A 13,036-nucleotide genomic window follows, 5' to 3' on the forward strand; every position below is an offset into this window, starting at 1 on the left:
CTTATTTGCCCTCCCGGAACAGCAGTTTGCGTTGAACGATGATGACGAGAGCGACGATGAGCAGCAGCGTGACGGACATAGCCGATGCGAGGCCGGCTTTCTGGAACTTGAACGCCATATCCACGGTCGTGGAGACGAACGTATTCGTTCCGTTCGCGCCTAGCATCATGATATAAGGAATGTCGAACGCTTCGAGCGCGCCGGTGAGCGTCAGGATCATCATCAGCTCGATAACGGAACGGATGCTTGGCACCGTGATGTAACGGAATGCTTGCCAGCCCGTCGCGCCGTCGATCTTGGCCGCTTCGTATACGTCGGCCGGAATCGATTGCAGGGCGCCGATGAAGATAACCATGCTCAGACCGAAGTATTTCCAGAGGGAAATAAACGCCAGCGCGAAGTTAACGATATGCGGATTGCCGAGCCAAGATTGTTCCAGGGAAGAAAGGCCGACGGCGTCCAGGAAAATGTTCAACGAGCCGTATTCGGCATGGTAAACGTTCTTGAACATGATGACGATGGCGACGCTGTGCAGAACGTACGGAAGGAACAGGATCGCGCGGAACACGTTCCGTCCCTTCAGCTTGCTCGACAGGATGACCGCGAAGAACAGAGCCAGCGCAGTCTGCAGCAAACCGCCGACGAAGTAGTAAGCGTTGTTCTTGAACGCCCCGAAGATATCCGGGCGCGTAAAGATTTCCTTGTAATTGTCGAAGCCTACCCAATTCATGTCCCAGCCGAGACCCGTCCAGTCCGTGAAGCTGTAGTACACGAGGGATAATGCCGGATAGTACGAGAACGTCAAAGAGAGCAGTACCGGAATGGTCAAGAAACCGAACAAGATCAGGTACCGTTGAGCTTTGTAACTTAGGTTGAACATAGACACCCCTGCTTCCGTTTCGGATAAATAATTTCTTGTAAAACACAGGAAATCGCTTACAGTAATTATATCCGAATTCGTTATTCATTTTAAGGTTCTATGTTTGTTTTAATTGTCTTCGATTTGGATAACTATAGCCTAACTCGATCTCTGTATTCTTTGGGAGTGAATCCGGTTACCTTTTTGAAAACCTTGTTGAAATAAGCGGGATCCGGGTATCCGACCTGCTCTCCTACCTCATAGGTCTTCATGGAAGGGTTGCGCGTCAGCACCTCTTTGGCCTTGTCGATGCGCACCGAAATGACGTAATCGGTAATCGTCTCCCCCGTCTCCGTCTTGAATAGTTTGCTCAGATAGCTCGGGGTTAAATAGACGATATCCGCCAGTCGCTGAAGCTCCATCTCTTCCGTATAGTGCTGCTGGATAAACGATTTGACCGTCTCGATCGCCCGATTCTCCTGGCGCACGTTCTTCAGCTCCTGGAGCTGCTCGCCGACCGCTTGCTGCAGAGCCGAGCGGTAGGACCTCCAATCCGCGAACAAGGACGGAGCCAGCTTGATCTGCTTCTCCGATAGGTCCACCGCTTCCGCTTGCCTCTCGCTCATCTCTTCCGCAATGAGCTGGAATAGACGGGAGCTTCCCTCCGACAAGGTTCTCCAAGACGGACGATTGCGGTGAAGCTCTTCGAGCCAATCTTCGACGACGGCTTCCGCGCGCGGGATGTCCAGCACCTGCAGCGCCGGTCTCATGTCCTTGTCCAGCAATTTAACCGGATTATAGCCGTCATCGCCGTCTTTTCTCATCGAAGCATGGTCCATGGCGGCGCGCGAGCCGTTCTCGTACCAGCCGAACTGAACGCATTCTTCCGCTTGGAGATAAGCATCCCTCAGCTTCATTGCGCCCTGATGGATGCCGCTAAGCCCAATCCTCACGAGCAGCGACGCCGGGAATTTGCGCATCAGCGTGAGCCCCAGTTCCTTCACCGTGTCGGAATGGTCGTGCTCCCCGATCGATGCCAGAATGACCGTTTGTTTGGGCTCCCAGGACATCAACCGATGCTCCCGGCTCCAATGGCCGAGATAGTTCTCCATCTGATCAACCGAAATTTCCGGCTCCGTGCGGACGACGAGCACGGCGAAATGCTGGCGAAACAAGCTGGTTTGCCCCAGATCCCGGGTCGCCCCCTGAATCATGTGCTCCGGAAGCTGGCTAACGTCGTTGCGCAGCAGAAGCCGGATATGCTCGTCGATCGCGACCGCTTTGCGGTATCTCTCCAGCTCCAAGTTCTTCATGACCCGATGAAGCAGATCGGCCAGTTCCTTCTGGTCGACCGGCTTCAGAAGATAATCTTCGACTCCTTGCCGGATAGCCTGTCTCGCGAAGCTAAAATCGTTAAATCCGCTGACGATGGCGAACTTGATCTTCGGCTTGCGCTGCTGCACCTTCTCGATCAGTTGAAGGCCGTCCATCTGCGGCATCTTGATATCCGTGACGATCAGGTCGATCGGCAATTGGCCGAGCTGATTGAGCAGCTCTTGGCCGCTCGAGAAGCAGCCGACCACTTGGAACGCTTCTCCCGTCTGCTCGATCAGCTTGGCCAGCCCAAGCCGTATTCTCTCCTCGTCGTCCACGACCGCGATATGCATCATCTTCCTTTTCCCCCTTCGTCCTTGCTCTCCCCCGGCATTCGAACGATTACCGTCGTCCCCGCTCCCTGTTCGCTCAAGATAGTCAAGCCGTATTTTTCCCCGTATCGGAGCTTTAATCTCTCGTTGATATTCCGCAGGCCGATCCCGCGACCGTCCCACTCCGTCGGCGGTTCGCGCAAGGAGCTCCTCAATTGCTGAAGCCGCTCCTCCGCCATTCCGACGCCGTCGTCATGGACCAGGAACTGCCGGTCCGGACCGTCCGCCCGGTACTCGATCCGGATGCTCATATGGCCTCTGCCCTCATCGTACCCGTGATAAATGGCGTTCTCGACGATCGGCTGGAAGAGAAGCTTCATGACCTGCATCGACTTGGTCTCCTCCTCCGGAGGAAGCTCGACGGTGAAGCGTTCGGCCCCATACCGGTAATTGAGAAGCTCGATGTACATCGTCAGGTGCTCCCATTCCTGAGCGATCGGAACGGTGTCCGACCCGGCATGGATGCTGTAGCGGAGCAGCTTGCCGAGCAATTGCGCCATATCCCCGACTTCGGCATCGTCGTTCAACACGGCGGTCATGCGAATCGATTCCAGCGTGTTGTAGATGAAGTGCGGATTGATCTGATGCTGCAGCGACAGCAGCTCCGCCTCCTTCTTGCGCTGTTCGATCGCGTAGATATCCGAGATCAGCGTTTTGATCCGGTCGATCATTCGGTTGAAGGCGCTGCCGACGAGCCCCACCTCATCCCGCCTGACGACGGGGAAGCTGACGTCCATGTTGCCGTTCTGCACCTCTTTCATCATCCTTACGAGCGACCTTAGCGGCCGAGTGATCGCGAAAACGATGACGAGCGAGATCAGCAGAGCGAAGCTCATGATGACAATGGCGGCGGCCAGGGTAAAGTTGCGGGTCCTTACCGCGTCCTTCTGAAGGTGGCTCTCCGGGATCGTAATGAGCACCCTCCAGCCCGTCGCTTCCGACTGCTTATATATAGTAAGAACATGTTCGCCGTTCAACGTGGCATGGAAGCTTCCTTGGTCTCCCCGCGCCATGGCCAGAAGATCGCTGCTCGGCAGCGTCTGCGCCAGGAATTTCATCTCGCTGTCATAGATGACCTTACCCTCTTGATCCACGATGAGCGTCGTTCCCAACGTCGTCTTGTCGAGGTCCTTGACGATATTCTCGATAACGCCGATGCTGGCGTCGACGGCGATCATGCCAAGCTTCTCGTAATTGGCGGAATCGATGATCTCCCTTACGACGGTGAACACGTACTCCTTGCCCACGACCGGCTGGGACACCTCTTGGGTGCTGACCAGGACGGGAGCTCCGTACGCGGCGTCCGCCCGCTTGTTCCATTCCGGATAGACCGACTTGAGATCGGGGCGAATGTTCAGGTTCTTCGCGGCGTAATAAGGATTGCCGTAGTTGTCGAACAGGTAAACCGTGTTGGTGCCGCTCTTGATATTGTTCAGAAAATAAATGCTGCTGCCGATCTTCTTCTGGATGTTGATAATTTGCTGCTGCTCGCTGGGGAGGATCGTCTCCGAGTCCACGTTCTTGGCGCTGACGCCCCCGTAGTACCGGTTCGACATCTTGAGTCCGTCTTTGATCTCCCCGATATAGGAAGGAATGATGGAGATCTTCTTCATGTCGAACAGATAATCGTCCAGCTTGTCCATCATCTTGTCCGTCAATTGGGACGCGTAGTTGATCGTATTGTCTTCAATCGAGCTCGAATAGCTCCGCGCGGAGAGGAAGCTGAGGCCGCCGATCGGGAGAATGATCAAGAATAGAAACACGATCAGGAGCTTGCCTTCCATTCGACTGGCGGGCCTAAGCTGCTTCGGCCAACGCATGTTCCATCTTCTCATCCCGTGGCTCCTTCTCTACCCCAATGGCAATAGACGGCCCGTTAGCCGCCTAAGCGATGATCTGCATAGTCAACATAGACAAACGTATTAGCTGCAAGTTTCATTATACTCACAACTAATTATCCTAACAAACAGTACTTTTAGTCTCCCTCATTAAGGTCTATTGGGAAAATCGAACAAAGCCCGCGGCGCGCAAGCAGCCTCCTTCCGGAAGGGAAGGAAGCTGCGCGATGCATTCATCGTGTTTGCTCAGTGGGTATATGCCGCGACATTGTCCGTATCGACCGCTTCGTGAAGGGCCGCGTTAAGTCCGCTGGCGATGACGTTCGCGGTATCTTCCATGAACTTGTCGATCTCCTTCGGCGTCACGAGCAGATTCTGGCCGAGCGGGTCGAGCACTTCCTTCACCAACTGCAGCCGCTCGGTGCCTTCCATCCCCCCGAACACGCCGAACAGCTTGTCGGTATTGGGCGTATGCTTCTTCATATGCTCGAACACCATGTCCATCGTGTTGTTGACGATCGTCGACGCGTACACGACCGTCGGAACGCCGATCGCGATGCAAGGGACTCCCAGAATCTCTTGGGTCAGCCCTTTGCGCTTGTTGCCGATGCCCGAGCCCGGATGAATGCCGGTATCGGCGATCTGAATCGTCGTATTCACTCTCTCGAGCGATCGGGCGGCCAAAGCGTCGATGGCGATGACGAGGGAGGGCTTCGCTTTCTCCACGATGCCTTGAACGATATCGCTTGATTCGATCCCCGTCGTTCCGAGCACTCCCGGCGCCACCGCGCTGACCGGCCGATAGCCTTCTCCGACCTGGTCCGGCATCAGCTCGAAGAACTGCCTCGTGACCATGATATTCTCCACGACAAGCGGACCCAGAGCATCCGGGGTGACGTTCCAGTTGCCCAGCCCGACGATGAACACGCTCGCCTTCTTGTCGATGCCCACGCGGCTCAGGAAGCTCTCGAACTCCTTCGCGAACGTGGTCGCCACCCGATCCTGGAGGTCGGAGTCGCCGTTGCGCAGCTGCGGAACCTCCAAGGTCACGTAATGGCCCTTCATCTTGCCGATGGCCTTCGCGCCCTCATCCGTCTGTATATGCATTCGGGTTACGGAGATGCCGCCGGACTTCTCGTTCTCCGACCAGACGCCCGGGATCTGGCTATCCGGAGAACCCGCAAGCTCCCGGGCCTCCACGGCCAAATCGATCTGCACTTCGTACTCGCTTAAATCCAATTCGTGCTCGCTCATCGTACCTCTCCTGTTCTGTCGCGGGATTCCTGCGGGAGCAAGCTTTTCGTCGCTGTCGCGCCCTTGAACCTGCCAGCTGTATAGCTTGCGTTTTGCCCCCCTCCATGATAGAATGTTACAAGTTGTTTGGAGAAATACTTGTTGCTTTGCCAGGAGGTGAAATCAATGCCGAACATTAAATCCGCTATCAAACGGACGAAGACGAACGACAAGCGTCGTCTGCGCAACGCTTCCCAGAAGTCCGCGCTTCGCACGGCTGTCAAGCAAGCTGACGTAGCTGTTGTAGGAACGGACGTAAACGTTGCTAAAGAAGCGCTTCAACTCGCTCAGAAGAAGCTGGACAAAGCGGTTACCAAAGGCCTTATTCATAAGAATGCGGCTGCCCGCAAGAAGTCCCGTCTGGCTAAGAAGTTGAACGCGTTGTCTTCCCAAGCCTAAGGCTTAATAACCGTCCAACCAAGCAAAAACGCCTTCGGCGTCCTTCCGGCGCTGAAGCAGCTTTGCGGAGGTTATTCACAAATGGATAAGCGTGAAACTTATAAATTTTGAATAACTGAATAAAGGGTTGACTATGGTTGCGAGTTCTCGTTCCCAGGGTCAACCTTTTTTTATTGTTTAGATGGGTGTTTCGCCGCGATGTTGCCTTACGGTACTATCTTCCTGCGCGCGCAGCATCGACAAAGGGCAAGCCGTCCGCTTGCCCCTAGTCCAGCCTTCATTCAATTCCCGCCCGCCGAGCCGGTCTTCAGCAGGAACAGCTCCAGCCCGAGCGTCTTCTCGACGCGGCCGGTCTTCATCTCGTAGTCGAGCTCCGCCAATCTCTCCAGAACGGACGACAGCCTCTCCATGGAGAAGCCCTTCGCTTGATCGGCCGTCACCTTCGCCGCGTACGGGTGCAGCCCCAGCTGTCCCGACATCTGCTGCGGCGTGTATCCCTGCTTGCCGAGCTCCTTCACGAACAGCATGTTCCTGAATTGCCGGACGAGCAGAGCGACCAGCTTGATCGGCTCTTCCTTCTGCTTGAGCAGATCGTAATACAGCGCCAACGCTCGGTCGGTGCGCAGCGCCGCGATCTCCTCGGTCAGCTTGAACACGCTCTGCTCCGTTCCGGCCGGCACCAGCGTCTCGACCGACTCCCGAGTCACGGTTCCGTATTCGCCGGCATACAGGCACAGCTTGTCCGCTTCCTTGGCGAGCGCGCCCATGTCGGGACCGATCCTTCGCAGCAGCTCCTCCACGGCAGCCGGCTCGGCCTTGCGCCCTTGGGCTTCCACCCGCTTCGCCAGCCATTGCATCAGCTCTTCGGCCGGCAGAGGCGAGAACGCGATGACCGACTCTTTCTCCTTCGCCAGCTTCACGAGCTTCTTCCGTTCATCCAGCTTCTCAGCCGGCACGATGAACACCAACACGGTGCTCTCCATCGGCTGCTTCATGTACTCCAGCAGCCTCTCGGTACGATGCTCGATCTTCGCCGACTCGCGGCCGGTTCCGAACACGACGCTGTCCCTGACCAGGACCAGCTTGCACGGCACGAGAAACGGCATCGTCTCCGACTCGTCGATAATCTCGTCCAGCGGGCTCTCCGCCGTGCTGAAGCGGATAACGCCCAGATCCCGATTCTCCGCTTCCATCAGCTTAGCGGTAAGCTTCTCCGTGAACTCCTGCACCAGGTAGGATTCCGTCCCGTAGCATATGTAATAAGGCTTGATCCTGCCTTCCTTGATCTCTCGCAGCGCTTTCCTGGCTTCCATCGTATGCTTCCCCCATCCTGCAAGCAAGCCGTTGCCTGCGTTATTCAAAGTCTATCAAATGTGCGGGCCGAGCCGCAACCGTCTTAACGCCAGGATTGCCTCCGCGGGGATAAAGCCGAAGAGACTGCCTCTTCCGGTTCGTTGGCGAACCCTCCGAGACAGTCTCTTCGCATGTGGACATCTATGTCAACGTCCGCCGGCCGGCCCATGGAACCGTGCGCGAACGACCGCGACCTTGCGTCCAAGAACAAGAACGTTCTGCCGAACGCCTTCTGCTTCATCGATGCATCATACGCGGCTTGCGCGAGAAACGTTCCTCGGCGCTTGTCGTCAACCGCGATTATCCCAATCCAATCGCGTCACTTCGGCGAATCGGCCGCCAAGCTCTCGATGTTCGTCGAGGCCTTCCACATCATGTCCGTGACCTTGCCCTCCGCATCCTTCCAGGAATAATGAAGAACGCTGGAATCCTCTTCCCAATAGATGCTGCTCAGCGTTTCGCTGCTGTGGACGGCGCTCTGGAAGATCAAGCTGCCATCCTCGTAAGAGTATACGCTCACTCTCTGTTCTCCCGCCGTCGCCTTGTACTTCTGGTCCGGCGAGATCCAAGATAGAGCGGAGCTCGGCATGACGAACGCGTTGGCGGCCGTATTCTGATCGTATTCAGAACCGCTCGCGATGGCGTCGCCGGTTCCCGCGATACCCTGGCTAATCTTCATGTCCTTGGCCTTATCATCGGCGGAAGGAACCGCATCGGCTGTCGGCGAAGATTCTTCGCCGGAATCTTCGGAAGAACGGGATGTAAGACTGAGCGAGTACTCCTGTTCCGTCGATTCCCCGCGACCGTCGCCGGACGAATCCGGAACTGGCGTCTCCCCTCCCGTCTCTCCGTTCTTCTTGGCTTCGGAGAAGGTGACATCGACCTTATTCGGAGCGACAAGCGGCGTCGTTGTCGGAGGTAGCTCGCTGGCCTTGTCGTTGGCCTTGTCGTCGGCCATACTCCGCGCGGCAGCCTCCGGCGACGATGCCGGAGCCGCCGATTCCATCGACTTCGAAGCCTGCGACATCAAGGACGGACTGGCCGAATCATGGTTATCCGAGGAACCGTTAAACAGCGAAGGCGCAGCCACGATCGCAATGCCGGCGACGAGGCCCGCCGCGATCGCTCCGGCCAGCTTCCGCAGCGGGCCCCGGTTCCGTCGCCGCGAAGATGCGGCTTCCGAAGGCGATCCATCCGAAGGGGCGACAGAGTCAGCTTCCGCTTGCGCGGCCCGCGCAGCCCGATTCTCGGAGTCGATCTCGTCCAATCTTGGCAGGATAGAATCGACCAGGCTGAAGGGAGGCGTCACTCTCGGCAGCTCGGCGAGATTCCTCGACAAGAGCGTCAGACGGTCGAACAGAGCCGCGCAGTCCGGGCATGTTCGAATGTGATCGTTCATTAGCATGGTCTCTTGCGAATCGAGATCGTTGTCGATCGAGCGCTGTATTAGTTCCATTCCTTCATCGCAAGTCATCCCCGGACACCTCCTTTCTGGTAATCTCGCAGCAGCGACTGAAGCTGCTGCCTGGCTCGGAATAAATAGGATTTGACGGTGTTTAGAGGCAAATTCAAGGAATCGGCGATCTCGTTGTAGGAGAAGTCCTGCATGTATCTAAGGATGATAACCGTCCGGTGGTGCTCCGGCAGCTTGCCGATCGCTTCGCGGATCTCCTCCGACGCGTAAGACGACATAACCTCCGCCTCGACGTTGTCGATCGACTCGAAGACGAGCTCGTGCTCGTCGATGGACACCGACGGACGAATGCGGCGGAACTTGTCGATGCACAGATTCGTGACGATCCGCTGAACCCACGTTCGGAATTGGGCCTTCTCTTCATAAGTATGAATCTTGGTATAAATTTTAATCAATGCTTCCTGAGAAGCATCAAGCGCATCTTGTTCGTTGCCCAGCAAATAATAGGCGGTGCGATACACCTGATTCTCGATTCCGCGGAGCAGCTCCACAAGGGCGTCGCGATCGCCGGCTTGCGCAGCTTTGATAAGTTCCAGCTCCACCACAGAAGATCCTCCCCTCTGCACTTCCCTTAACGCAAATGCGCGTCGAAAGGTTGCACCAAGCCCCTTGTTAACATAAGGAAATTTGGCGGCATGCTTGTTAATGCTCCTAACAGTCTAGCAAAAAAAGGAGCGTTTGTCTTTTCGCAAAATAGTCTCTCAACTTAGAGGCAGGCTACGGCTCCGCATCGGCTCGTTTGGTCCTGCGGCTAAGCTCCCCCTTGGGTGTCATGCGGTATTGTATCTCCCCGTTCCGATCCGTCCGAAAATACCGGATGCCCAGCGAATTCAAACGTTCCAGCACGACGGAATGCGGGTGTCCATACAGGTTGTTGCGCCCGGCGGAGATGATAGCCTCTTGCGGCCGCCATGCCCTTAGCCACGGTTCGGTGGTGGAAGATTTGCTTCCGTGATGCCCGGCCTTCAGCACGTCTACGGCCTTCGCCGATTCGGTCGATGCGAGCAGCTCCTCTTCCCCTTGCGCCTCCAGGTCGCCCGGAAGCAGGAAGGTTCTCCCGTACAGCGTCAACAACAGGACGATGCTTCGATCGTTCTGCTCCTTCACGTTCGGGATCGCAGCGTCCTCGCCCTGTCTTGGATAGAGCGCTTGAAGCGAAGCGGTGCGGTCCCAGCTCCAGCTCATGCCTTCGTGAATCGCGAAGATGGGGATTCCTTTATCGCTTGCAAGCTTGAAGAGCTTCCGAACGGTCTCATCCTGTTTGACCGAACCGTTGATCAGCAGCCGTCTGACCGGAAAAGCATCCAAGATCGCAGCGGCGCCCCCGATATGGTCCTGGTCCAAGTGGCTTAAGGCGAGCCAATCCAAGCTGCGGACCCCGCGCTGCTTGAGCAGCGGAACAAGCGTCTTCTGCCCGACCTCATAAGGGTCGCGCCTAAGCCGCCACTCTTCTTTCCGGCCGAACTGCACCGTTCCTCCGGCGTCGACAAGGCCGTATTTGCCCGTTCCCGAACGAATAAGAATGGAATCCCCCTGTCCGACGTCGAGAAACTGAACCCTAGCTTCTCCGTCCAGGAAGGCCGGCCGCATTCCCCAAACGATCCATAACCCCCATAGGATAACAAGCAGTGGCAGCACCCGGTATCGGCGAGAAGCCGAGCTCCCTTCAACCGCCGTCGGATGGGGATGTATGTCCGCTAACGGCAGGGTGTCTCCGTCGGTTCGCGGTCCGGAAGGAATGCCCAATCGTACGGCATCCGCCCGCATCGCGGCGATCAGTCCGGATGCTTCCTTCTTATATGTATATAAACGATGGAGAAGGCCGAAAGTCGCGCCGATCAGCGCATAAGCGGAGATTACCCAACCGATCGGCTGCTGCGGCCAGTAGGTTTGAAGCCGGTTGAAGCCCTCCGTCCAATCGATGGCAAGACTCGTCAGCGAGTTGCACCACGACGCGATCCCCGCCGCAGCCTTGCCAAGCGGATACCACATGCCGCCAAGCGCCAGAGAAGCCATTCCCAGGGGCATGACGACGAAGCTGATGAACGGGACGAGAATCAGGTTAGCCGGCAGCGAGAGAAGATGGAATTGATGAAAATAATACACGGAGATCGGAAAAGAAGTAACGGTAGCGGTCAGAGAAACGGCGAGACCCCCGCGCAGGGACTTCCAGCGGATCAGCGGCCCAAGCCAATCGTTCGCGACCGGAACGTACAGCAGCAAGCCCGCCGTGACCACGAAGCTGAGCTGGAAGCTGACGTTCTCGACGACCCGCGGCTCCAGCGCCATCATGGCCAGCGCCGCCGCGGACAGGATGTGCAAGCCGTCCTTGAGCCGGTTGCGCCTGGCCATATAAAGGGCCAGCATCGCCATCAAGCATGCTCTGACCGCGGAAGGCGACGCTCCCGTAAGCAGCATATAGAGAGGCAGCGCCGCGATAGCCAGCTCCTGCGCCCGTTCTCTCGGCAGCCTTAGCAGAGCCCCTAGCTGGAGCAGAAGATAAACCACGACGCCGACATGCAGTCCCGATATCGCCAGCACATGGGTGAGCCCCAGCCGGGAGAAGTCCGCGTATTGCTCGGGATCCAGATCGTCCTCGATGCCGAGCACCAGCCCTTTCATGTACCCTCGGTCCGTCCCCTCGTAGAGCCGGTCCATGATTCGGCCCAGCCCGCTCCTCCAATCATCCGCCCAGCGCTGGGGCAGCAGCCGCCAGGGAGGATCGGAAGGCAGCGTTCGTACCGAGGCCGCCCCCTCCGCCGATAACGTGTAAGCGATGCCCAGCCCGTTCAAGTAGTCCCGATAGTCGAAGCCGCCGAAGTTCCCGGCATCCGCCGGAAGCTTCAGCTCGCCGCTGATCTCCGCCTCGTCCCCTCTTCTCCAAGATGCGGCGACGCTTTGCTCCTCCTGCTCCTCCAGCCAGACGCGCACCAGAAGCTTCTCGCGAACCGGGATGGGCTGCGAGCGGTTCACCTCCGCCGCCTGATCCGTCTCCCGACCTTCCCTCCCGACTGTCCCTTCTTCCGCCGCTCCCTTCGATCCGAGGGACCGCTCCCCGACAGCCTCCCCGTTCGCGAGAACGATCGAGGCGGCTTTGAATTCGAACGTCACGACCTCGCCGTCTACGGACGCCGGCTCCGCCAGCCTTCCCCGCACGACGGCCTGCAGCCCGTCTTCGGCGTAAGGGCCGGCAAGCCGAGCGATCTCGGACCGGCTCCCCGCATCCGCCCATGCCCGCTCTCCGGCCGCCAACGACACCGCCGCCGCGCAAGCTGCGGCGACGCGCCATGCCGACGGAACCGCCAGCGCGTATGCCGCTAGAAGCAGCAACGCTCCGAGAACGGCCAAGACAACGGACCGCTCCGGAAACAGCGACAGCGTCGAAGCGCCGAAGGTCCAGCATGCCGTGAAGGCCACCAACGGCCGTCTGCTCATGAACAGCTCTCCTCTCGCCTAAGCTAACAAAAAAAGAACCCCGCCGCCCTAAGGCGACGAGGTTCTTCCTCATCCCGATCTTCTTCATTCCAACTAAGCTCAAACTGCCGTTAAATCCTGCACCTCGGTATCCGGAGGAGGCGCATAGCCGTCAATCTGGCGGAAGAGAATGCCTCGCTGCTGCATCAAAGCCGTTACCTTCCCCTGGTCCTTCGGATAGGCCCGATGGTAGACGATCTCTTTGATTCCGCTGTTCGCCAGCATGTTCGAGCACGTCCAGCAAGGCTGATCCGTGACATAGACCGTCGAGCCCTCCCGATCGATTCGATCGGTGAAGAGCAGCAGGTTCTGTTCCGCATGAATCGTACGAATGCAGCGCTGCTTCTTGATGAAGCCGGCCGCTTCGCCGCCTGCCGGAGGCGCCTCGTACTCTTCCACGATCATGCAGCCGTCCTCGGAGCAATCCGGCACACCCATCGGCGCGCCGTTATACGCCGTCCCGAGCAGCTTCTTGCCCTGCACGAGCACCGCGCCGACATGCCTGCGGGGACAGCGGGAACGAGTCGAAGCCATAAAGGCGATATCCATGAAGTAAGTATCCCAATCTTTGCGCAGGGTCTGTGCCATCGCCTTCCCAACCTCCAATTGCCGTCTAGATAGGCTGTCAAGCCCAGGGCGC

The 13,036-nt window shown here is 57.6% G+C and carries 10 protein-coding genes; 1 reads left to right on the forward strand and 9 read right to left on the reverse strand.

Annotated elements, in window-relative coordinates; translation table 11 throughout:
- Window position 1 precedes the first annotated feature (1 nt).
- The 4 genes from ELR57_RS03785 to gpr all read right to left on the reverse strand — a co-directional run bounded on the left by ELR57_RS03785 (window position 2) and on the right by gpr (window position 5,657).
- Window positions 2-880 (reverse strand): carbohydrate ABC transporter permease, encoded by an 879-nt coding sequence (locus ELR57_RS03785; protein ID WP_126957412.1) that lies wholly within the window; start codon window positions 878-880, stop codon window positions 2-4.
- A gap of 131 nt (window positions 881-1,011) precedes the next feature.
- Window positions 1,012-2,529: a response regulator gene (locus ELR57_RS03790; protein WP_126957414.1), complete on the reverse strand. Its 1,518-nt coding sequence runs from the start codon at window positions 2,527-2,529 to the stop codon at window positions 1,012-1,014.
- Window positions 2,526-4,400 (reverse strand): cache domain-containing sensor histidine kinase, encoded by a 1,875-nt coding sequence (locus tag ELR57_RS03795; RefSeq protein ID WP_126957416.1) that lies wholly within the window; start codon window positions 4,398-4,400, stop codon window positions 2,526-2,528. Before ELR57_RS03795 ends, ELR57_RS03790 begins: the two co-directional genes overlap by 4 nt.
- A gap of 249 nt (window positions 4,401-4,649) precedes the next feature.
- Window positions 4,650-5,657 carry a GPR endopeptidase gene (gpr, locus tag ELR57_RS03800; protein WP_126957418.1) on the reverse strand — a complete coding sequence of 336 codons (1,008 nt, stop codon included), beginning with the start codon at window positions 5,655-5,657 and terminating at the stop codon, window positions 4,650-4,652.
- 165 nt (window positions 5,658-5,822) lie between these two features.
- Here gpr and rpsT point away from each other — a divergent pair, with 165 nt between their 5' ends.
- Window positions 5,823-6,095, forward strand: a complete 273-nt coding sequence (gene rpsT, locus ELR57_RS03805) for a 30S ribosomal protein S20 (protein ID WP_126957420.1) — start codon at window positions 5,823-5,825, stop codon at window positions 6,093-6,095.
- Window positions 6,096-6,376: 281 nt separating this feature from the next.
- Here the strand turns inward: rpsT and holA are convergent, their stop codons facing one another.
- The 5 genes from holA to ELR57_RS03830 all read right to left on the reverse strand — a co-directional run bounded on the left by holA (window position 6,377) and on the right by ELR57_RS03830 (window position 12,984).
- Window positions 6,377-7,408, reverse strand: a complete 1,032-nt coding sequence (holA, locus tag ELR57_RS03810; protein ID WP_126957422.1) for a DNA polymerase III subunit delta — start codon at window positions 7,406-7,408, stop codon at window positions 6,377-6,379.
- Window positions 7,409-7,767: 359 nt separating this feature from the next.
- Window positions 7,768-8,922, reverse strand: coding sequence for an anti-sigma factor family protein (locus tag ELR57_RS03815; RefSeq protein WP_126957424.1), 1,155 nt, complete (start codon window positions 8,920-8,922; stop codon window positions 7,768-7,770).
- Window positions 8,919-9,467: an RNA polymerase sigma factor gene (locus ELR57_RS03820; RefSeq protein ID WP_126957426.1), complete on the reverse strand. Its 549-nt coding sequence runs from the start codon at window positions 9,465-9,467 to the stop codon at window positions 8,919-8,921. The genes ELR57_RS03815 and ELR57_RS03820 overlap by 4 nt, the downstream gene beginning before the upstream one ends.
- A 172-nt stretch (window positions 9,468-9,639) precedes the next feature.
- Entirely contained in the window at window positions 9,640-12,357 is a 2,718-nt protein-coding gene (locus ELR57_RS03825; protein WP_126957428.1) for a ComEC/Rec2 family competence protein, read from the reverse strand.
- 99 nt (window positions 12,358-12,456) lie between these two features.
- Window positions 12,457-12,984, reverse strand: coding sequence for a deoxycytidylate deaminase (locus tag ELR57_RS03830; protein ID WP_126957430.1), 528 nt, complete (start codon window positions 12,982-12,984; stop codon window positions 12,457-12,459).
- Between the last annotated feature and the right edge of the window lie 52 nt (window positions 12,985-13,036).

The sequence above is a fragment of the Cohnella sp. AR92 genome (genome assembly GCF_003990975.1).
GTDB lineage: Bacteria > Bacillota > Bacilli > Paenibacillales > Paenibacillaceae > Cohnella.